Origin of the sequence: Limnohabitans sp. Bal53 (genome assembly GCF_003063355.1) — a bacterium.
Taxonomy (GTDB): Bacteria; Pseudomonadota; Gammaproteobacteria; order Burkholderiales; family Burkholderiaceae_C; genus Limnohabitans_A.
The window spans coordinates 55,007-75,640 of sequence record NZ_NESH01000001.1; the positions used below are offsets into that span (position 1 = coordinate 55,007).

Sequence of the window (20,634 nt, forward strand, 5' to 3'; positions counted from 1 at the left end):
CTCAGCGGGATTCAAAACGGATTTATTTACCCGCTTTGGTGTCGGTGAAGCGGCCGTAGCTGTTGAGGCGCTCGTAGCGGCGCTCGAGCAGTTCTTTGGGTTTGAGATCGGCCACCTGCCGCCAGGCATCGCCCAAAGCGCGCTTGAGGAAAGACACCATTTGGTGCGTGTCACGGTGGGCACCGCCCACAGGCTCGTTAACGATCTTGTCCACCAGACCCAGGGCCTTGAGACGGTGGGCGGTGATGCCCAACGCATCGGCTGCCACTTCGGCTTTTTCGCTGGTTTTCCAAAGAATGGAAGCGCAACCTTCGGGGCTGATGACCGAATAGACCGAGTACTGCAGCATCAAGACCTGGTCTGCCACCGAAATGGCCAAGGCACCGCCGGAGCCGCCTTCACCGATGATGGTCGTGATGATCGGGACTTCGAGCTGCGCCATCTCGAAAATATTGCGGCCAATGGCTTCAGATTGGCCGCGCTCTTCGGCGTCAATGCCGGGGTAGGCACCCGGCGTGTCCACAAAAGTGAAGACGGGCAACTTGAATTTTTCGGCGGTCTTCATGAGGCGCAGCGCTTTGCGGTAGCCCTCGGGCTTGCTCATGCCGAAATTGCGCAGAGTGCGCTCTTTGGTGTCGCGCCCTTTTTGCTGGCCCAGCACCATGCAGGCTTGCCCATTGAAGCGGGCCAGGCCGCCCACTATCGACAAATCGTCGGCAAAGTGGCGGTCGCCGTGCATCTCGACAAAGTCGGTAAAGATGCCGTGGATGTAGTCCAGTGTGTAAGGCCGCTCGGGGTGGCGAGAGATTTTGGTGACCTGCCAAGGGCTCAGGTCGCTGTAGATGTCTTTGGTCAGTTGCTGGCTTTTTTTGCTCAGCTGCTCGATTTCGAGGGTGATGTCCACCGCCGACTCGCTTTGCACATAGCGCAACTCTTCGATCTTGGCTTCGAGTTCGGCAACGGGTTGCTCAAAGTCGAGAAATGTTTTTTTGGCCAAGTTTGACTCCTCTCTGTTCAGTTTCCGGGTAGACGCAGCGTCCAGCCCCTCAATACGCCACCGGCACGGGGTCCAATGAGCGCCAAATATACCAAGTTGCCACAGTCGAATACGGGCTCCAGGCCTGAGCAACCTCACGGGCGTCGCTGCGGCTGACGGGCTCGCCAGAGAAATAGTTGCGGCTGATGCCATTGATCAGGCCCACATCGTCAAGCGGCAGCACATTGGGTCGCAACAGGTGAAAGATCAGGAACATCTCGGCCGTCCAACGGCCAATGCCTCGTATCGCCACCAACTCATCAATGATGGCCTCGTCATCCATCTCTTGCCATGCCTTCACGTGCACCGCACCCGAGCTGAAGTGCACCGCCAGATCGACCAGGTACTCAACCTTTCGGGCTGACAAACCGGCCGCGCGCATGTCGTCCACTTTGAGTTTCAGCACAGCGGCAGGCGTGAGCCGTTTGGTCAAGGCCGAAAAACGGTCCCACACCGATTGCGCGGCCTTGACCGAAATTTGTTGCCCAACAATCGAGCGGGCCAAGGTCACAAACGCATCGCCCCGGGTTTCGAGAATGGCATCGCCAAACTGGGGGATGAGTTTTTTCATGACCCGGTCTTTTCTGGCCAGGTGTGCACAGGCCTCTGCCCAATAAGCGGGCGTGACAGGGATCACCTCCAGGCTGGGGCTGAGCGTCACTGCGCCGCCTCCCAGGTCGTGCCTGCGGCCGAGTCTTTGAGCACAATCCCCAGCGCCAGCAAATCGTTGCGGATGCGGTCGGCTTCGGCAAAGTTTTTGGCCTTTTTGGCGTCGGCCCGCGCCTGAATATGGGCCTGAATGGCCGTTTCATCCATACGGGCCCCCGCCTGCAGGTACACGGTCGGATCGGTTTGCAGCAAGCCCAACAAGCCGCCCAGGGCTTTGAGCAAGCCCGAGCGCTCGCCAGAGCCACTGCGGTTGACTTCGCCTGCCAACTCGAACAACACGGCCACCGCCTCGGGGGTGCCGAAGTCTTCGTCCATGGCGGCCTTAAAGCGGGCGGCCAAAGGGTCGGTCCAGTCGATGGTGACTGGGGCTGGCGGCACAGCTTGCACGGCGGTATACAAGCGCTTCAAAGCGCCTTTGGCGTCGTTCAGGTGCACATCGCTGTAATTGAGCGAGCTGCGGTAGTGGCTGCGCACAATGAAAAAGCGAACGGTCTCAGGGTCAAACTCTTTGAGCACATCACGGATCGTGAAGAAATTGCCCAGGCTCTTGGACATCTTCTCGTTGTCCACGTTGATGAAGCCGTTGTGCATCCAAAAGCGGGCCAGAGGCTGGCCGTTGGCGCCTTCACTTTGGGCGATTTCGTTTTCGTGGTGCGGAAACTGCAGGTCAGCGCCGCCGCCGTGGATGTCAAAAGTCTGGCCCAAGAGCTCACAGGCCATGGCCGAGCACTCGATGTGCCAGCCGGGACGGCCCGTGCCAAAGGGACTGGCCCATTTCACGTCTTCGGGCTCGGTAGATTTGGCACTCTTCCAAAGGACAAAGTCCAGCGGGTCTTGCTTGTCGGTCTCCACGGCCACGCGCTCGCCTGCATTGAGCTCATCCAGCGACTTGCCTGACAACTTGCCGTAACCCGCAAACTTGCGCACCGAATAGTTCACATCGCCATTGCCCGCGCGGTAGGCCAGGCCTTTTTGCTCCAGGGTGCCGATCATGCTGAGCATCTGGGGCACATAGTCGGTGGCACGGGGCTCGTGCTGGGGGCGCTCGATACCCAGGGCGTCGGCGTCCTGGTGCAGCGCGTCGATCATGCGGTCGGTCAAGCCGCGGATGGTTTCGCCATTTTCCAGGGCGCGTTTGATGATTTTGTCGTCGATGTCGGTCACGTTGCGCACATAGGTGACCCGGTAGCCACTGGCTTTGAGCCAGCGCTGAACCACATCGAAAGCGATCATTGAGCGGGCATGCCCCAGGTGGCACAGGTCGTACACGGTCATGCCGCACACATACATGCGCACATGTCCGGGATCGGCCGGAGAAAAATCAGAAACAGCACGGCTGAGCGTGTTGAAAATGCGCAAACTCATGTCAGATCGAAAAAATGGCGGTCAACAAAAGCCGCTTGGAGTGCTGCGCACCCAAGGCCGTTGGCTCAGGCAACGGCGGCAAAACGGCTCAAAAAAAGCCAGCGCGCACGGGGCTGGCGGCACCTTTCGGCACGCGGATAACCGCGAGGGGCTCCGCTACAATGACTGCTCAGTATATCCCCGAGCCAAGGCCTGTGGTGCTCTTTTTGAGTCGGCCTGCGCCACCCCCAGCGGCTCGGCAGCCTCTTTTTTGACCCCCCCTCTTTCTTTGGGCACGCATGCGAACCTGGCTCAGTTGGATGGCTTTTTGCACCCTGTGGACTTGCAGCCTCGGCGTGCGGGCCGACGTGTACACCGATGTCAGCGCTTTGGTGCAAAACGGCCAATGGGCGCAAGCCCAGACTTTGGCTGAGGCCAGGCTGAACACCACTCCCACCGATCCCCAAATGCGTCTGCTGCAAAGCCATATCCAAACCGGCCTGGGCCAAACCCAAGCGGCCATGGACACGTTGCGCGCGCTGACCCAGTCTTTCCCCGAATTGCCCGAACCTCACAACAACCTGGCGGCCTTGCTGGTGCGCGAGAACCGCCACGATGAAGCGCTGCTTGCCTTGCAGGCGGCCCTGAGGGCGCGGCCGGACTACGCGCTGGCCCTTGAAAATCTGGGTGATCTGCATTTGGCGATGGCAGCCCAGGCCTTCGCGCGGGCCAGGCTTGTGACGCCTCAGATCGCCCGTTTGCAAGCCAAGCAACTGGCCACCGAACAGGTGATACGCACGCCCTGAACCCACTGCGCGAGTGGCCGTCATGCTGACAGCCCTGCCCGACCATCCATCAACCTTTCATGCTTTCACCCATGCCCCCTCTGAATCACCATCGCCGCTGGGTCGCCCTGGCCCTGAGCTTGAGCTTGTTGGCCCCCTGGGGCGCACAGGCGCAAAACACCAGCACACCCAAAGTGCGCATCAGCACCTCCATGGGTGACATCGAAGCGGAGCTGTACGCCGACAAAGCGCCTAAAACCGTGGCCAACTTTTTGCAGTACGTGCAAGACAAGCACTACGAGGGCACGATTTTTCACCGTGTAATTGCCGGCTTCATGGTGCAAGGCGGCGGCTTTGATGCCCAGTACAAAGAAAAGAAAACACGCGCGCCTGTCCAACACGAGGGACGACAAGCACTGGCTGGCGGCCTGAAAAACACCACCGGCACGCTGGCCATGGCCCGCACCAACGACCCCCAATCGGCCACCGCCCAGTTCTTCATCAACGTGGTGGACAACGCTTTTCTCGACCCCACCCCCATTCCTGATGGGGACCCGGTCGCCAAATTTCAATACCAAGGCCGTGTCTACGAGAACGTGGCCCGCGCCCAACTGCTGAATGCACCCCAGCTGTTCGGCTACACCGTTTTTGGCAAAGTCACATCCGGCATGGATGTGGTCCAAAAAATCCGCAACACGCCCACGGGCGCAGGCGGCCCCTTCCCGACCGATGTTCCACGGACGCCGGTTGTCATCCAATCCATCACTTTGTTGAAGTAACACCATGAGCAACCCACAAGTCGAACTGCACATCACCGGCTACGGCGTCATCACACTCGAGCTGGACGCTGAAAAAGCCCCCAAGTCAACCGAAAACTTCTTGGCCTATGTGAACAAGGGCCACTACAACAACACGATTTTTCACCGTGTGATCCCCGGCTTCATGATCCAAGGCGGCGGCTTTGAGCCCGGCATGAGCCAAAAGCCCACCGATGCCACCATCGAGAACGAAGCCAACAACGGCCTGAAAAACGACGAGTACACCGTGGCCATGGCCCGCACCTCGGCCCCCCACTCCGCTTCCTCGCAGTTCTTCATCAACGTCGCCAAAAACGACTTTTTGAACCACACTGCCCCCTCCATGCAAGGCTGGGGCTATGCCGTGTTCGGCAAAGTGGTCAAGGGCACCGAAGTGGTCGACCAGATCAAAGGCGTGAAAACCGGCAACCGCGGCGGCCACGGTGACGTGCCCAAAGAGGACGTCGTGATCGAAAAAGCCATCGCACTGTGATGGGCTAAGCCGTGTCCGCAGACCCGCGCACCACAGCCCCGAACCTCGGTCGGCTGACTGCGCCAGCGGCATGGCAAACCGTGGACCTGATCTCGGACCTGCATTTGCAGGCTTCCGAGACGGCCACTTTTGAAGCTTGGCGTGACTACATGGCCAGCACCGCCGCCGATGCGGTGCTGATCCTGGGTGACTTGTTTGAAGTTTGGGTGGGCGACGATGCCGTCGAGTCCGACCTTTTTTTGCAAACCTGTGCGCAAGTCTTACGCCAGACTGCACAGCGCTTGCATGTGGCTTTCATGCCAGGCAACAGGGATTTTCTGGTCGGGCCGGCATTCTTGTCCAATTGCGGTGTGCACGCCTTGAGCGATCCTTCTGTGCTGCATTGGGGCGAGCAGCGCATTTTGCTTACCCACGGGGATGCCCTTTGCCTGGATGACCGCGCCTACCAAGTCTTTCGCCAGCAGGTGCGACACAACGACTGGCAAACCGAATTTCTAGCCAAACCCTTGCACGAGCGCTTGGGCTTGGCACGCGCCATGCGGGCGCAAAGCGAGTCCCAAAAACACAAAGGCATGGTCTACGCCGATGCCGATGTACTGATGGCCCTGAACTGGCTCCATGCCGCCGGTGCCGATCGTCTGGTGCATGGCCACACCCACAAGCCCGCCGACCACCTTCTGGGTACAGGGCACAGGCATGTGCTGAGCGACTGGTCGCTGGACCACGCGCCGACTCGGGCCCAAGTGTTCAGGCTGCGACTCGGCGGTGATTTCACCCGCATGGACCTGACGACAAGCGCCAAGCTTGCTGAGTAAGCTCAAGCTTCAGGTCAGACACCCGAGCTCATGGCCGTCTGCGACCGCGATCGGTGTTGTGCGGCGGCAGGTTTCTGCCTCAATACGCACCCACTAGACCGGCCCTCATAACAGCTGGATCAAGCGGGCTGCACAGCTGCCCGCTTGACGCGCCACAGCAGCCACAAGGCGATGCTCAAGTTGAGCGCATTCCACAGCACGCCGTTGATGAACGCCGCGTGGTAGGAGCCGGTGAGGTCAAACACCTTGCCCGACATCCAGCCGCCCAACGCCATCCCCAAGAGCGTGGCCATGATGACTGCGCCCACGCGAGAGCCCGCTTCTTTGGCCGGAAAGTACTCGCGCACGATGATGGCGTAGGCTGGCACGATGCCGCCCTGAAACAGGCCAAACAAGGCAGAAATGATGTAGAGCGAGACCAGGCCGTTAAAAGGCAAAAACAAGAGCAGCGCCACGCCCTGCAAAACCGAGCCCAGCACCAGCGTGCGCAAGCCGCCGATACGGTCACAAATCGCCCCGGAAATCAAACGGCTGGCGATGCCGCTGGCCAGCATGAGCGAGAGCATTTCAGCCCCGCGTGCCGCACCAAAACCCAGGTCGGTGCAGTACGCCACGATGTGCACCTGCGGCATGGCCATGGCCACACAGCAAGCCACACCCGCCACGCACAGCAAAAACTGTGCGTTGTTGGGGCTCAGGCCAAAGGGCCGCTGCGACTGCAGGGCCTGGGCGCTGCCCACCACCGGGGTTTGCAGCAAGGGCGGGCGCTGGCGCATCAGCAAGCTGAGCAGCACCATGCCGATGCCACAAAAAAGGCCCAGCGCCACGTAGGTGTTGCGCCAGCCCACAGTCTCGACACCGTGCTGGGCCAAAGGCGGCCAGATGGCACCGGCCACGTAGTTGCCGCTGGCGCACACCGCCACGGCAATGCCACGGCGCTTGCGCCACCACAGCGAGGTATCGGCCACCAAGGGCGCAAAGGTGGTGGAGCTGCCAATCAGACCCAAAAGCAAGCCATGCGCCAGCGCAAACCACCAGATGTTGCCGGACAGACTGGCCGCGATGAAACCCAGGCCCGTGCCCACACCCCCCAAAAACAAAGGCACATGCACGCCCGCCCGGTCGGCCCAGCGGCCCATGAACAAACCTCCGACACCAAAGCCGATCATCATCAAGGTGTAAGGCAAGGAAGCATCGGCCCGGCTGACGCCAAACTCGGCCTGAACGGCAGGCAGCACCACGGCCACCACGTACATGCTGGAGCCCCCCAGCGTCATCAAGGCCAGCGTGACCATCAAACGCCTTGCGGCATAAGCGGAGTCGATCAGGTGTTCAGCAGCGGCAGTCGTTGAGCTCATGCCACCAGATTAGCAGGCACAGACCCGCAAGCTTGGCAAATGCGGGACAAGCCGCCTGCGCTCAGGGGCAGGGGCAGTCTCAGCTCACCACATCCTTGATGCGCGGCCAAGTGTTCCGGATGTGTTCGCCCATGATGCGCGACAGGGCCTGACCGTCCCGAGCAGCCAAGGCCTGCATCATCTGCTCATGTTCGGCCATGGCGGCATTCCAATTTTCCAGGGTGGAGTTGGCGCTGCATCACGATCGCTTCGCGCACAGGTGTGCGGCCCCCCCAGCAGCTGGGCCACCTCCACCCATTGGATGCGCTCGCTCGGTCGCTGGCGCCAGGACACGATCAGGTCGCGCAAACGATGGGAAACTTCTTTGTGGAGCGCGTTGCACATTATTGGGGACATATTGGAGGTGTTGCCCGTTTTGGTCAGAACCTGCTCTAGTCTGGTACGTCCATGCCAATCAAATAGCCTATGAGGGAAATCAGGTTTTGTGCTAACCGCCGTGACACGATCGGCCATTCGGTCAGACTCTGCATGCTTGTCATTGTTGAACGCACAAGTGCCGCGGACACTGCGCCCAAACATCCCATACACATGAGCTACGCATGCTCCAGGGGGCTTATCGGCCTAAAAAGCGACTGCCCGAGAGGCCCGAAACCAAAGACTTTCATCCAAAATCAAGCACCTCAGGGTGGCCTCGAAACTCAAGCTGCCAGCAAACTGTCCTCTGAAACCGGCGCGTCCAATGTTCTGGCGGGAATCAAATCAGATGCAGCGTGTTTGAACGCAGCTACCAATTGGCCCTCGCCCATCTCGAAAATATCGTCTTGAAGGAGTCGGGTAAAGAACAGATCAGCCGACAACTGCGGCGCGTGCTGATGGCAATAGTCGGTCACCAAGCTTCGATAAAAGCCCATAAAGTCAAGCATCAGGGCACAGGTTTTCTCCACATCGACCAGTTGCATCTGCTCGGGCACAGACAACAGTTTCAGCGGATTTTCGTTGTACAAACCAAACCGGGTCCAGCCGAATTTGGGATAAGCAGTTTGCACACGCCAGTCGGCGTAATAAGGCTTGAAATACGTTTGCATGCACTGGTCTGTGGCCACCAAAGCAAACAAGCACAACACAAACATGGGACGCAACTCAGGGTCGATGTCTTGGAGATCTTCTTGGACATGTGACCAGTTTTTGCCGCCAAACTGGATCAGGTCCTTGTCGTTCAATATATCTCTCAGCACCTGGGGCACTTCGGTGAATTGAAGCTTGCCGATGTCACTTTGAAAACCATGGTCGAAGTATTTGACGATGCTCATCTTTGCCTTTCAATACAACAAATGAATTCAGCAAATGACCCATCCAAAATCTATGAAGCTGACGCGGGACAGAACAAGCCCCACAAAAAAATCCGGACAGGCACCTTTTACCGCAATCACAATTTATATTTTAAAGACATCTTAATAATTAATTTTTAAAATACAGCAGACATTTGAAAAAATATTACATTTAGATTCAATTGCAGATGGATGGGTGCGAGGAACCCACCAGCTTGAGACCCCCCCCCGCAACCGATAACGAGAACTCAGGCTCCTTCAAAAAGAACCCCAAAACCATTCAGCCTCACGGGCGTACCATCTGACAAGTGCTGGGCAAACTGGCCTGCTCGGCCTTGATCTGGCGCACCACTTTGAAGCCATAACCCGAGCCTTCAACGTCAAAGGGCACACCAGGTGTGCCTTGGCGTGCCATTACACCGACCGCCAGCGGTTGCTGAAACTGGTGGTCTTGGGCGCGCATGCTGCCGGTTTGCCCGGCGATGCTGACGCGGGCTTTTTCCAGTTGCATGGCCACAGCCACAGGATCGGTGCCCCCGGCTTTTTGCACCGCTTGCGCCAGCGCCTCGATCATGAGCTGCATGCGCACATGCACATAATCTTCGGACGGTTTGGGAAAGCGTTGGCGGAAGTCTTGGTAAAACTGGGCGCTGGCCTGGCCTGGCACATTGGGCAGCCAGTCGGCCACCGCGATCACGCGGCCCACACCGGCTTCACCAATGGCCGCAGGCGCGCCCAGGGCGTTGCCATAAAAGGTGTAGAACTTGCCTTCGTAACCGGCCTCGCGTGCAGCTTTGACCAAGAGCGTCAGGTCATTGCCCCAGTTGCCCGTGATCACGGCCTGAGCACCGCTGGCCTTGATCTTGGCCGCATAGGGCAAAAAGTCTTTGACCCGGCCCATGGGGTGCAACTCGTCGCCCACGATCTGCACATCTGGGCGCTGTACGCCCAACTGCCGCCGGGCCTCGCGCAATACGGCCTGCCCGAAGCTGTAGTCCTGACCGATCAAGTAGGCCGATTTGACGCTGGGGTCTTCGCGCAAGACCTGCATGAGGGCCGCCATGCGCATGTCGGCATGGGCGTCAAAACGGAAATGCCAGAAGCTGCATTTCTCGTTGGTCAAGGCCGGATCAACCGCCGAGTAATTGAGAAAGAGCACGCGCCGGGTGGGCTCGCGCTCGTTGTGCTTGTTGATCGCGTCGATCAGGGCCGCCGCATTGGCCGAGGAGTTGCCTTGCAACACAACCTGTGCACCGTCATCGATGGCCGATTTAAGGGCCGACAAAGCCTCTTCGCTTTGACCTTTGCTGTCGTGGCGCGTGAGCACCAGGGGCCGCATGCCTTGTGCGGTCTGGACGCCGCCGCGGGCATTGACCCGCTCGACCGCCCAGGCGATGTTGCGCACCACAGATTCCCCCGTGTTGGCAAACGGGCCGCTCAGGCCCTCGATCAAGGCCAACCGAATGGGCACGGGCGACTGGGCATGTGCAGGTACAAAACACAGAGCAGCGGCACACGCGAGCACCGCACGGCGCGAGAAAAAGGGGTGTGAATACATGGCAAGACGGATGAAGGACCGAAACTCAGCCCCTGCAAGCAAAGGGGCGGAGTTTAACCAGTCAGCGTGCACCACATCGGGTTAACCCGAATTCCCACAGGGTTTGTCCAGGGCTTGCTCAGGGCGTGTACCGAAACCTCAAGGCCGAGCTAACTCGTGCAGCGGCCAGCGCGGTTTCACATCAAAGCTGTAGCGCGCCTGGGCAGTTTGCGCGCCAGCTTGTAAGCGCATGGCGGCAGCCATGGCGATCATGGCGCCGTTGTCGGTGCACAGATGCAGCTCAGGGTAGTGCACCCGCACTTGGGCTTTGGTGCAGGCCGCGTTGAGCTGCGCACGCAATTCGCGGTTGGCCCCCACGCCACCGGCCACCACCAAACGCTTCATGCCGCTGGCTTTGAGCGCTGTCATGGACTTTTTGACCAGCACCTCCACAATGGCGGCCTGGGTAGATGCGGCCAAATCAGCCCGCTCAGGTGCGCCTTCGGTGTGGGCGGCGGGGCCGATTTTCTGGCTTTGGGTCAGTACCGCCGTTTTGAGCCCGGCAAAGGAAAAATCCAGATCGCCGCTGTGCAGTAAAGGTCGGGGCAACTTGTAAGCCGCCGGGTTGCCCTGCTCGGCCAGACGCGAGAGGCCCGGACCACCGGGATAAGGCAGGCCCATGAGCTTGGCGGATTTGTCAAAGGCTTCGCCTGCAGCGTCGTCAATCGTTTCGCCCAGCAGTTCATAGCGGCCCACGCCGTCCACCCGCATCAGTTGCGTGTGGCCACCGGAGACCAGCAAGGCAATGAACGGGAATTCAGGCGGGTCGGCACTCAAAAAAGGCGAGAGCAAATGCCCCTCCAAATGGTGCACACCCAACACCGGCTTGCCCAAAGACGCGGCCAGCGCACAGGCCACACCCGAGCCCACCAACAGCGCCCCAGCCAGTCCCGGCCCCCGGGTGTAGGCCACCACGTCGATATCGGCCAAAGTAGCCCCCGCCTCGGCCAGGACCTGACGTGTGAGCGGCAGCACCCGGCGGATGTGGTCGCGGCTGGCCAACTCGGGCACCACACCGCCATAGGCCTGATGCATCTCGATCTGGCTGTAGAGCGCGTGCGACAACAAGCGCGGCATGTCAGGGCCCGTGGTGGCCACCAAGGCCACGCCCGTCTCGTCGCAAGAAGATTCGATACCCAATATGTGCATGAGAGGGAGTTTAAGCGGGGCATGAGGGGATGCTCCAGCCCTTGGCCATAATCTCAGCCAGATCGATGCCCTCTGCCCGATGAGTTTTGAGCCTTTTACCGTCCACGTGAAAGCTTTGGCCACCGGGGCCTTGCGCCTCTCAACACCTTGCAATTCAAAGTCCACACATGACCCATCTCCAACTGATTTCTTCCATGGCCACCAAGCCGCTGCTGGCCGATCTGGTGGCGCTTTACCAAGCACAGGCCCCTGGCGTTCACATCCAGGTGGAGTCGGTCGGCGGCGTGGATGCGACTCAGCGCGTACAAGCCGGCGAGGGGTTTGATGCCGTGGTACTGGCCAGCGACGCAATCGACAAACTGATCGCCAGCGACCATGTACTGGCGGGCAGCCGGGTTGATCTGGTGCATTCGGGTGTGGCTGTGGCTGTGCCTGAGGGCCAGTCTGCGCCAGACATCGCCAGCGAAGACGCGCTGCGTCAAGCCGTGCTGGCCGCGCCCTCCGTGGGCCTGTCCACCGGCCCCAGTGGGGTGCAGCTGCGCCAACTGTTTGAGCGCTGGGGCATCCTCACGCAGATCGGGTCGAAATTGGTACAAGCCAAGCCAGGTGTGCCGGTGGGCGCCCTGCTGGCCCGTGGCGAGGTGGCGCTGGGCTTTCAGCAGCTGAGCGAAATGCGTGGCGTGGCAGGCATCACGGTGCTGGGCCCATTGCCCCAGGCGGTGCAGATCACGACCACCTTTTCAGGCTGTGTGCCCCACAGCTGCACACAGCCTGATGCGGTACGCAGCGTGTTGGCTTTTTGGGCATCGCCCGCCTGCCGGGCATTGAAAGAACAACACGGCATGACCGCCCCTTGACTTGCGCTTGACCCGCCGCACTCGCCGCGGATCAGACCGAGGTTCAGGCCCGTGCGCGGGCTCGCGCAAAGTCCAAACACTGGCCTTGCTGCCAACCCGTGTCCAAGTCCATGTCCACCTCCGCGTCATTCAGCATATGCCAAATATGTATTTGTGAGCCGAGTCTTGAGATCAGAAAATTGGAAAGATTGAATTTTCTGATCTGCCATGACCTCTCTTTCTACCCCGCGCTGCACCCTGGTGGGTGCCGGCCCCGGCGACCCGGAACTGCTCACACTCAAAGCCGTCAAAGCCATCACCCAAGCCACAGTGCTGCTGGTGGACGACTTGGTCAACGACGCGGTGCTGGAACATGCTTCGCCCACGGCACGCATCATTCATGTGGGCAAGCGCGGCGGCTGCGCCAGCACACCCCAAGCTTTCATCCACAAGCTCATGGTCCAGGCCGTCCATGCTGGTGAACAGGTGGTGCGCCTGAAAGGCGGCGACCCCTTCATTTTTGGCCGAGGCGGAGAAGAGGTTGAACATTTACGCGCAGCCGGCATCGACGTGCAAGTGGTCAACGGCATCACCTCGGGCCTGGCGGGCATGAGCAGCCTGGGGGCACCGCTCACCCACCGCGAGCACGCGCATGGGGTGGTGTTCGTCACAGGCCACGCCAAACCCGGCGACACCGGCACCGACTGGACTTTGCTGGCCCACACGGCCCAACAGGCCAAGTTGACTTTGGTGATCTACATGGGGGTGAACAGCTTGGCGCACATCAGCCAAGGTTTGCTGCAAGGCTTGCCCGCACGCACACCGGTGGCCGTCGTGCAAAACGCCAGCCTGCCCACGCAGCGCCAAGCCCTGTGCACACTGGGCGATATGGTGGACACCATGAACCGGGAAGACCTGCAAAGCCCCAGCATCATCGTCGTGGGCGATGTCGTGCAAGGGGCCAGGGCTTGGGCCAGCCAAGCGAACGTCCCAGAGCTCAAAACCCAGCCCCGAGCACTGCAAGCCTGAAAACCCCGGTCCATGACCTGCTGGACCCATTCACCCCCAACGGCAAATTGACCAGCGCAGGCCCGATGTCGCAAGGCCTGGACATCCTCAAAGGCGTCATGAAGTCTTGAACGACTGACAGCGCGCCAGCCGAACGCCCTTCGGGGGGGGCTGCGCCCACTACACTCTGGCCCCATGAATACATGGGATGTGGTGATCGTGGGTGCCGGGGCAGCCGGTTTGTTTTGCGCGGGCTTGGCGGGCCAGCGCGGGCTGAAGGTGCTGGTCATCGACCACAGCGACAAAATCGCCGAAAAAATCCGCATCTCAGGGGGCGGGCGCTGCAACTTCACCAACCGACTGCTTGACGCCTCGGCCCCACAAAAGCACTTCATCAGCCAGAACCCGCACTTTTGCCGCTCGGCCTTGTCGCGCTACACACCGCAAGACTTCATCGACCTGGTGCAAAAGCACGGCATCCCATTTCACGAAAAACACAAAGGCCAGCTATTTTGCGACCATTCGGCTGAAGACATCATCCGCATGCTGCTGGCCGAATGCGCGGCCGGCGGCGTCGAAATCCGCACGGGCTGCAGCGTGAAATCGGTTGAAGCGCCCACTGACAACCACACCCGCTACACCCTGGACACCAGCGATGGCACCGTGCAAGCCACTTCGCTGGTGGTGGCCACAGGCGGTTTGTCCATCCCCAAAATCGGCGCCAGCGACTGGGGCTACCGCATCGCCAGCCAGTTTGGGCTGCGCCTGGTGGAGCGCCGCCCCGGCCTGGTGCCCCTGACCTTTGACGGCGAAGCTTGGGCTCCTTACGCCCATTTGGCAGGGCTCGCGCTGCCAGTGAGCATTGAGACGGGCGAGAAAAAAAGCCGCATGCACTTTGACGAAGACCTGCTGTTCACCCACCGGGGCTTGTCAGGGCCGGGTGTGTTGCAAATCTCCAGCTATTGGCAAGAAGGCACGCCGATTCGCCTGAACCTGGCCCCGGAGGTGAACTTGCCCGAGCGCCTGCAAGAGGCCAAGCTGCGCTCCAAAAAAATGCTGGGCAACGAATTGGCCACTCTGGTGCCCAGTCGCCTGGCCGAAGCCTGGGTCAGCCAGGACTCGGCCTTGCAGCGTACGGCCGCCGAGGTGCCCGACAAGGCCCTGAACAAACTGGCCGAGTCCCTGTCCAAGTGGCAGCTGATACCCAATGGCAGCGAAGGCTACAAAAAAGCCGAGGTCACTCTGGGCGGCGTGGACACGCGCGATGTGTCCTCACAAACCATGGAATCCAAACAGCCCGGGCTGTACTTCATTGGCGAGGTGATCGACGTGACCGGCTGGCTGGGCGGCTACAACTTCCAATGGGCCTGGGCCAGCGCGCATGCGTGCGCTGGCGCTCTGGTCGAGCGTCAGGCGTGCCACTGAATCCCTCTGGATTCGGGGCTATAATCTCAGGCTTTGCTGGCAAACCCCCGTCTGCCAAATACTAGTTCGTGACGGGGAACCGCCGGAACTGGCTTTCAAGGGCCCGATCTCCCTTGCTTGCGCAGCCGGCACATTTTTTGGAAACTTTGATTCAATGACCACCATCCGCGTGAAAGAAAACGAGCCGTTTGACGTTGCCCTGCGTCGCTTCAAGCGCACCATCGAAAAACTCGGCCTGCTGACCGACCTGCGTGCCCGCGAGTTCTACGAAAAGCCCACCACTGAGCGCAAGCGCAAGAAGTCGGCTGCCGTCAAGCGTCACTACAAGCGCGTGCGCAGCATGCAGCTGCCCAAGAAGATGTATTGATCTTCTGATTTGTACGGCCTCACAAGGCCTGCAAACAAGCCCGCTGGAGGACGCTCAGGCGGGCTTTGTTGTTTATGCCTCTCCATTTCTAACACCACCAGGAGCCTCTCATGAGCCTGAAAGAACAGATCACCGAAGACATGAAAACCGCGATGCGCGCCAAAGACGCCGAGCGTCTGGGCACCATCCGCTTGCTGCTGTCGGCCATGAAGCAAAAGGAAGTGGACGAGCGCATCGAATTGGATGACGTGGCCGTGGTGGCCATCGTGGACAAGCTGATCAAACAGCGCAAGGACTCGATCGCCGCCTTTGAGCAAGCCGCCCGCCAAGACTTGGCCGACAAGGAAAAAGCCGAAATGGCTGTGCTGCTGGCTTACCTGCCCGCGCGCATGTCGGCCGAGGAAGTCACTGCGGCCGTGCAGGCCATCGTGGCGGACCTGGGTGCCAAGGGTCCTGGCGACATGGGCAAAGTGATGGGTGCTGTCAAAGCCCAGTTGGCTGGCAAGGCCGACATGGGCCAGGTGTCTGCTGCGGTGAAGGCTGCGCTGGCGGGATGATCGCGGTCGGAGACCGCTCCTACAAGGTCTAGAGGTGAGCGCGCCTGCAAGGCCAAGAGCTGAGCGCGCCTGCAAGGCCTAGTGTTTTTCAGGCCTGCATAATCAGCGCCGCCCCAGCCACTGCCATCACCGCCCCGCCCCAGGCCCCCCAGGCCGGGCGGCGGCGGTACACCCCCCACAGCAGAGGCAACAACAAGATGGGGGTGAGCGACGAGAAAATGCCCACCAAATTGGCTTGCCCGGTGTGCAGCGCCTGCAAGATCAAGGTCATGCCCAGCGCCATGGCCACCGCCGCGCTGGCCCAGGTGTTGAACAGGGTTTTGGCGCTCAGCGGGTTCTGCACCCGCGCCACCTGCGCACCAGCCCACAGCAGCGCCAGGTGCGCCAAAAAGCTGGCGGTGGTGCGTACGGCAGACGCCGCCACCGCGTCCACGCCCGAAGCCATCAGGGGCTTGATCATCAAGGTGGCCACCGACTGACAGACCGCGGCCAGCAGGCCTAACAAAACGCCCGTCATCAATGAACCTTGGGTGATTTCCCAGGCATGGGTTTCGCTCTCACGCCGGCCCCAAACAATCGCCACCATCACACCCGAAACCAGCAAACCACCCCCCACCAAGGTCCAGCCCCAGAGGGTTTCGCCCAGAAACAACCAAGCGAGCAAGGTGGAAAAAATGGCGTGTGTGGCAAACAGCACACCGCTGCGGCGCGGCCCCAACCGGTTCATGCAGGCAAACAGCGCGGTGTCGCCGATGAAGATGCCAATCAAGCCGGACAAGGCCAGCAGGGCCACGCTAGAGGCATCTAGGCTGCGCCACTGCCCGGTGAACAGCGCCAGCGCCCACAGCAAAGTCAGCGCAAAAAACAAGCGCCAGCGGGTGAAGGCAAAGGCCCCCATCTGGCTGGAAGCCGCAGCTGAAAACAAACTGCCCACTGCCCACGACAAGGCGGCCAGCGCCGCCAAAAGTTCAGCCTGCACAGCGCAGCCGGCCTTAACTGCCCGCCAGTTTCATGCGGTTGACCAAAATAGAGCCAGTAGTTTTGGCGCCCATGTTGTAGGTGTCCGAGCCCACGGCTTCGATGCCCATGAACATGTCCTTCAGGTTACCCGCGATGGTGATCTCGTGCACCGGGTAGGCGATCTGGCCGTTCTCCACCCAAAAGCCGCTGGCGCCGCGTGAGTAGTCACCCGTCACGTAGTTCACGCCCTGCCCCATCAGCTCGATCACGAACAGGCCCGTGCCCAGCTTTTGCAGCATGGCGTCCAGGTCGTCGGTGGACTGCGTGAGGCGCGAGGTCAGTGTCAGGTTGTGTGAACCACCCGAGTTGCCGGTGGTCTTCATGCCCAGTTTGCGGGCTGAGTAGCTGGAGAGGAAGTAGCCCTCAACCCGGCCGCCCTTGACCACATTTCGGCGAACGGAGCGCACGCCCTCGTCGTCAAACGGCGAGCTGCCTTTGCCGCGCAACACAAAGGGATCTTCCTCAATGTCGATGTGCTTAGGGAACACCTTTTTGCCCAGCGAGTCCAGCAAGAAGCTGCTCTTGCGGTACAGCGCCCCACCGCTCACGGCCTGCACAAAACCGCCCAAGAGGCCGGCTGCCACGGGCGACTCAAACAGCACCGGGCACTCGGTCGTCGGGATTTTGCGAGCCCCCAGCCGCGACAAGGCGCGTTCGGCGGCATAACGCCCCACGGCCTCGGGTGAGGCCATCTCGTCGGCCGAGCGCATCGAGGTGTACCAAGCGTCGCGCTGCATCTCGGCATTGCGGCCCGGCAACTTGGCAATGGGGGCCACCGAAATGCTGTGGCGCGAGCTGGCATAGCCGCCGCGAAAGCCGTGTGTGTGGGCGCTGAAAAAATGGCTTTGCTGGGCCGACACGGCCGCACCGTCGCTGTTGGTGATGCGGCGGCTGGTTTTGAGCGCAGCAGCTTCACACTGCAAAGCCAGCTTGGCGGCTTCTTCGCTGTTGATGGCCCAGGGGTGGAACAAATCCAGATCGCGGTGGTTCGTTTCGATGTCGGCCTCGTCAGGCAAACCGGCAGTCGGGTCTTCGGCGGTGAAGCGGGCGATGTCATAAGCCGCTTGCACCGTGCGCTCAATCGCCGCCTTGGAAAAGTCCGAAGTGCTGGCATTGCCACGGCGGTGATCCACGTACACCGTCACGCCCAGCGACTTGTCGCGGTTGCGCTCCACGTTTTCCAGCTCGCCCTTGCGCACGCTGACCGACAGGCCGCAACCTTCAGACGCTTCGGCCCCCGCATTGGTGGCACCGAGCTTTTTGGCGTGGTGCAAGGCGATGTCGACCAGCTCTTCAAAATGGTCACGCGAATAACTGAAGCCGTCGTGGGCATGCGCGTGGGATGCGGTGGCAGGGGCGTTTTTTTTCACGGAACTTTTCACGGAAGTGTTCTCAAAAAAAATGGCGGGCGCTGGGCCCGCAGTGGCCGCTATGATACTTGCCACCCAGCCCCAGCGCTGCATCTGAAAACGAGTTCCCCCAGTCATGTCCCGTAAACCCAAAAAAGGCTATTTCGTACGCGGTCAGTTTGTTGCCGAAGGCAGCGAGCTGGACCTGGAGTACAAGCGTGAGCTCAAAGGCGGCTTGGACGGCCCCAGCCGCACCGAACTCAAGCGCGAAAGCACCGAACTGCAAGAACTGGGCACAGCCTTGTTGACCCTGCGCCGCGACCTGATGGAGGGTCTGGCCCTGCCGGACAAATTGGTCGAAGGCCTGGCCGAAGCCAAGCGCATCACCAACTTCGAAGGCAAACGCCGCCAGATGCAGTTCATCGGCAAGCAAATGCGCCTGCTCAGCCCCGAAACCCTGCAAGCCGTGCGCGAAGCCCTCGACATCCAGCGCCTGGGCAGCGCCAAAGACACCCAAGCCCTGCACCTGGCCGAAGCCTGGCGCGACCGCCTGATTGCCGACGACGCCGCTGTGGGTGAGTGGATTGCGCACTACCCACAAACCGACATCCAACAGCTGCGTGCCCTGGTACGCCAAGCCCGAAAGGACGCGGTACCTGTGACCAACACGGCCGTCTCGCAAGGCCTGGCGCCGCGCCAAGGCCGCGCTTACCGCGAGCTGTTCAAGCTGTTGCGCAGCGTGCTGACAGACGGCCAAAGCGATGAAACACCCGACGAGGAAGCCGAAGATGAGTGAATCCCAGTTTGACCCGGTCAAGATCGGCATCGTGTCCATCAGCGACCGCGCCAGCACCGGCGTTTACGAAGACAAAGGCCTGCCTGCACTGCAGGACTGGTTGACCCGGGCACTGCACAACCCGATCACTTTTGAGCCGCGCCTGATCCCCGACGAAAAAGACCGCATCAGCGCCACGCTGATCGAGTTGGTGGATGCCGGCTGCAGCCTGGTGCTGACCACGGGTGGCACGGGTCCTGCCCTGCGCGACGTGACACCCGAGGCCACACTGGCCGTGGCCGACAAGGAAATGCCCGGTTTTGGCGAGCAAATGCGCCAGATCAGCCTGAAATTTGTACCCACGGCCATCTTGTCGCGCCAAGTGGCCGTCATCCGAGGCCAAAGCCTGATCATCAACCTGCCCGGGCAGCCCAAATCGATTGCCGAAACGCTTGAAGGCCTGAAAGACGCTGACGGCAAATCCGTGGTGCACGGTATTTTTGCGGCCGTGCCCTATTGCGTGGATTTGATTGGCGGACCCTACATGGAAACCCAGGACGAGATCTGCAAGGCCTTTCGCCCCAAAACCGCGATCCGACCAGCCCGTTGAATTGAGGCCCTGGCCCGCCAAGCCCTCAAGCGGGTTTGTGCAGCAAGGCCACCGCCCGCGCCTCCATGCTCTGGCCCATGCCCACAGGCCCCAGCTTTTCTGCAGTCTTGGCCTTCACGTTCACCTGATTCAGCGACACGCCCAGCGCCTGGGCCACGCCTGCGTTGATGGCCGCCATGTGCGGGGCCAGTTTGGGCGCTTGGGCCACGATGGTGCTGTCCACATTCACCAGCTCCCAGCCAAGGGCGCGCACGCGGCGCATGGCTTCTTGCAACAAAACGGAAGAATTGGCGCCCTTGAACTGCGCATCGGTGTCCGGGAAATGCCGGCCAATGTCACCCAAGCCCGCCGCCCCCAGCACCGCATCGGTGATGGCATGCAGCAGCACATCGGCGTCAGAGTGCCCGAGCAGGCCTGCGCTGTGCACGATCTCCACGCCGCCCAAAATCAGCTTGCGTCCGGGCACCAGGGGGTGCACGTCCCAGCCTTCGCCGATGCGGATGTTCATGTTCTGCCTTTCAAAACCGCCTCGGCAAACGCGAAGTCGGCCGGGTAAGTGACTTTCAAATTCTGGGCCGAGCCGGTCACCAGACGCGGTGACAAGCCCAGGCGCTCCATGGCGCTCGACTCGTCGGTAATGCCTGCAAAAGCTGTCGCCGCTGCATCTGCCAAAGCGGCATGCAAAGCCCCCAAACGAAACATTTGCGGGGTTTGGGCCAGCCATTTGTCCTCACGCGGCACGGTACTGGCCACGCGGGCATTGTGGCTCTCCAGTGTGTGTGACTTCAAAGTGTCAGGCAACGGCAAAGCCAACAAGCCGCCCACCGGGTCATCCTGACAAGCCTTGATCAAAGCCGAAACTGCCTCGGGCGTGATCAGGCAACGCGCTGCGTCTTGCACCAGCACCCAATCGTTAGCCGCCACACCCGAGTGCAACATGGCGCTCAGGCCATTGAACACACTCTCGGCGCGGGTTGCGCCACCACAAGCCTCACGTCTGAAATGCGCAGGCCACGTGGCTTGGGGCCATGAAAATTCATCGCCCGGCGACAGGATCACCCAGCCACTGGCCAACTGCGCCACACGCGCCAGAGCCTGCAAGGTGTGCATGACCATGGGTTGGCCCGCCACATCTTGGTACTGTTTGGGTTGTGCTGTGCCTGCGCGGCTGCCCGTGCCAGCACAGGGCACCAGCACGTGACACTGTGCAAAATTTGGGGAGGAAGACATGGGAAGTGATTGTAGGACTGCACTGGGCGGCCTCGGCTGAACCTCAACCCACTGATGGCAGCGCGTGAAAGGCTCCCGTTCCATGA

The 20,634-nt window shown here is 60.7% G+C and carries 22 protein-coding genes and 1 pseudogene; 11 read left to right on the forward strand and 12 right to left on the reverse strand.

Annotated elements, in window-relative coordinates; translation table 11 throughout:
- Positions 1-22: 22 nt before the first annotated feature.
- The 3 genes from B9Z50_RS00080 to cysS are packed head-to-tail and all read right to left on the reverse strand — an operon-like array spanning position 23 to position 3,070.
- Positions 23-997, reverse strand: a complete 975-nt coding sequence (locus B9Z50_RS00080) for an acetyl-CoA carboxylase carboxyltransferase subunit alpha (protein ID WP_108361690.1) — start codon at positions 995-997, stop codon at positions 23-25.
- 49 nt (positions 998-1,046) lie between these two features.
- On the reverse strand, positions 1,047-1,697 hold the full coding sequence (locus B9Z50_RS00085; RefSeq protein ID WP_233249693.1) for a DNA-3-methyladenine glycosylase: 651 nt from the start codon (positions 1,695-1,697) through the stop codon (positions 1,047-1,049).
- Entirely contained in the window at positions 1,694-3,070 is a 1,377-nt protein-coding gene (cysS, locus tag B9Z50_RS00090; RefSeq protein ID WP_108361692.1) for a cysteine--tRNA ligase, read from the reverse strand. Before cysS ends, B9Z50_RS00085 begins: the two co-directional genes overlap by 4 nt.
- A 278-nt stretch (positions 3,071-3,348) precedes the next feature.
- On the opposite strand from cysS, the gene B9Z50_RS00095 reads away from it, so the two are divergent.
- The 4 genes from B9Z50_RS00095 (at position 3,349) to B9Z50_RS00110 (ending at position 5,939) form a co-directional block, all read left to right on the forward strand.
- The gene (locus tag B9Z50_RS00095) at positions 3,349-3,855 is read left to right on the forward strand and encodes a tetratricopeptide repeat protein (protein WP_108361693.1); all 507 of its coding nucleotides are present in this window, start codon (positions 3,349-3,351) and stop codon (positions 3,853-3,855) included.
- Positions 3,856-3,926: 71 nt separating this feature from the next.
- The gene (locus tag B9Z50_RS00100; RefSeq protein ID WP_108361694.1) at positions 3,927-4,613 is read left to right on the forward strand and encodes a peptidylprolyl isomerase; all 687 of its coding nucleotides are present in this window, start codon (positions 3,927-3,929) and stop codon (positions 4,611-4,613) included.
- 4 nt (positions 4,614-4,617) lie between these two features.
- Complete coding sequence (locus tag B9Z50_RS00105; RefSeq protein WP_108361695.1) at positions 4,618-5,124, forward strand: peptidylprolyl isomerase; 507 nt, start codon at positions 4,618-4,620, stop codon at positions 5,122-5,124.
- An 11-nt stretch (positions 5,125-5,135) separates the two neighbouring features.
- Positions 5,136-5,939: a UDP-2,3-diacylglucosamine diphosphatase gene (locus B9Z50_RS00110; RefSeq protein WP_108361696.1), complete on the forward strand. Its 804-nt coding sequence runs from the start codon at positions 5,136-5,138 to the stop codon at positions 5,937-5,939.
- A 119-nt stretch (positions 5,940-6,058) separates the two neighbouring features.
- Here the strand turns inward: B9Z50_RS00110 and B9Z50_RS00115 are convergent, their stop codons facing one another.
- The 5 genes and pseudogenes from B9Z50_RS00115 to tsaD form a co-directional block, all read right to left on the reverse strand.
- Complete coding sequence (locus B9Z50_RS00115; protein WP_108361697.1) at positions 6,059-7,297, reverse strand: MFS transporter; 1,239 nt, start codon at positions 7,295-7,297, stop codon at positions 6,059-6,061.
- 79 nt (positions 7,298-7,376) lie between these two features.
- Positions 7,377-7,520 (reverse strand): annotated as a pseudogene (locus B9Z50_RS00120) (DUF802 domain-containing protein); the annotation flags it as partial.
- A 475-nt stretch (positions 7,521-7,995) separates the two neighbouring features.
- Positions 7,996-8,607: a hypothetical protein gene (locus B9Z50_RS00125; RefSeq protein WP_108361699.1), complete on the reverse strand. Its 612-nt coding sequence runs from the start codon at positions 8,605-8,607 to the stop codon at positions 7,996-7,998.
- 304 nt (positions 8,608-8,911) lie between these two features.
- Entirely contained in the window at positions 8,912-10,183 is a 1,272-nt protein-coding gene (locus B9Z50_RS00130; RefSeq protein WP_108361700.1) for a branched-chain amino acid ABC transporter substrate-binding protein, read from the reverse strand.
- Between the two features lie 138 nt (positions 10,184-10,321).
- Positions 10,322-11,371 (reverse strand): tRNA (adenosine(37)-N6)-threonylcarbamoyltransferase complex transferase subunit TsaD, encoded by a 1,050-nt coding sequence (tsaD, locus tag B9Z50_RS00135; RefSeq protein ID WP_108361701.1) that lies wholly within the window; start codon positions 11,369-11,371, stop codon positions 10,322-10,324.
- A 167-nt stretch (positions 11,372-11,538) separates the two neighbouring features.
- On the opposite strand from tsaD, the gene B9Z50_RS00140 reads away from it, so the two are divergent.
- From B9Z50_RS00140 to B9Z50_RS00160, 5 genes are all read left to right on the forward strand, one after another.
- Positions 11,539-12,228 carry a substrate-binding domain-containing protein gene (locus B9Z50_RS00140; protein WP_108361702.1) on the forward strand — a complete coding sequence of 230 codons (690 nt, stop codon included), beginning with the start codon at positions 11,539-11,541 and terminating at the stop codon, positions 12,226-12,228.
- Between the two features lie 207 nt (positions 12,229-12,435).
- Positions 12,436-13,236 carry a uroporphyrinogen-III C-methyltransferase gene (gene cobA / locus B9Z50_RS00145; RefSeq protein ID WP_108361703.1) on the forward strand — a complete coding sequence of 267 codons (801 nt, stop codon included), beginning with the start codon at positions 12,436-12,438 and terminating at the stop codon, positions 13,234-13,236.
- A gap of 174 nt (positions 13,237-13,410) precedes the next feature.
- Entirely contained in the window at positions 13,411-14,640 is a 1,230-nt protein-coding gene (locus B9Z50_RS00150; RefSeq protein WP_108361704.1) for an NAD(P)/FAD-dependent oxidoreductase, read from the forward strand.
- A 154-nt stretch (positions 14,641-14,794) separates the two neighbouring features.
- On the forward strand, positions 14,795-15,007 hold the full coding sequence (gene rpsU / locus B9Z50_RS00155; RefSeq protein WP_019428257.1) for a 30S ribosomal protein S21: 213 nt from the start codon (positions 14,795-14,797) through the stop codon (positions 15,005-15,007).
- 110 nt (positions 15,008-15,117) lie between these two features.
- A complete protein-coding gene (locus B9Z50_RS00160) occupies positions 15,118-15,564 on the forward strand; it encodes a GatB/YqeY domain-containing protein (protein ID WP_108361705.1) in 447 nt (148 codons plus the stop codon).
- A gap of 88 nt (positions 15,565-15,652) precedes the next feature.
- Here the strand turns inward: B9Z50_RS00160 and B9Z50_RS00165 are convergent, their stop codons facing one another.
- Both B9Z50_RS00165 and pmbA read right to left on the reverse strand, forming a co-directional pair.
- The gene (locus B9Z50_RS00165) at positions 15,653-16,543 is read right to left on the reverse strand and encodes a DMT family transporter (protein ID WP_108361706.1); all 891 of its coding nucleotides are present in this window, start codon (positions 16,541-16,543) and stop codon (positions 15,653-15,655) included.
- A gap of 13 nt (positions 16,544-16,556) precedes the next feature.
- Positions 16,557-18,047, reverse strand: coding sequence for a metalloprotease PmbA (pmbA, locus tag B9Z50_RS00170; RefSeq protein ID WP_199221660.1), 1,491 nt, complete (start codon positions 18,045-18,047; stop codon positions 16,557-16,559).
- A gap of 22 nt (positions 18,048-18,069) precedes the next feature.
- Between pmbA and yjgA the strand changes: the two genes are divergently transcribed.
- Positions 18,070-18,729: a ribosome biogenesis factor YjgA gene (yjgA, locus tag B9Z50_RS00175; protein ID WP_108361707.1), complete on the forward strand. Its 660-nt coding sequence runs from the start codon at positions 18,070-18,072 to the stop codon at positions 18,727-18,729.
- Entirely contained in the window at positions 18,722-19,318 is a 597-nt protein-coding gene (gene mog, locus B9Z50_RS00180; protein WP_108361708.1) for a molybdopterin adenylyltransferase, read from the forward strand. The genes yjgA and mog overlap by 8 nt, the downstream gene beginning before the upstream one ends.
- 25 nt (positions 19,319-19,343) lie before the next feature.
- Here the strand turns inward: mog and ispF are convergent, their stop codons facing one another.
- Positions 19,344-19,826 (reverse strand): 2-C-methyl-D-erythritol 2,4-cyclodiphosphate synthase, encoded by a 483-nt coding sequence (gene ispF / locus B9Z50_RS00185; protein ID WP_108361709.1) that lies wholly within the window; start codon positions 19,824-19,826, stop codon positions 19,344-19,346.
- A complete protein-coding gene (gene ispD / locus B9Z50_RS00190) occupies positions 19,823-20,548 on the reverse strand; it encodes a 2-C-methyl-D-erythritol 4-phosphate cytidylyltransferase (RefSeq protein WP_108361710.1) in 726 nt (241 codons plus the stop codon). The genes ispF and ispD overlap by 4 nt, the downstream gene beginning before the upstream one ends.
- Positions 20,549-20,634: the final 86 nt, after the last annotated feature.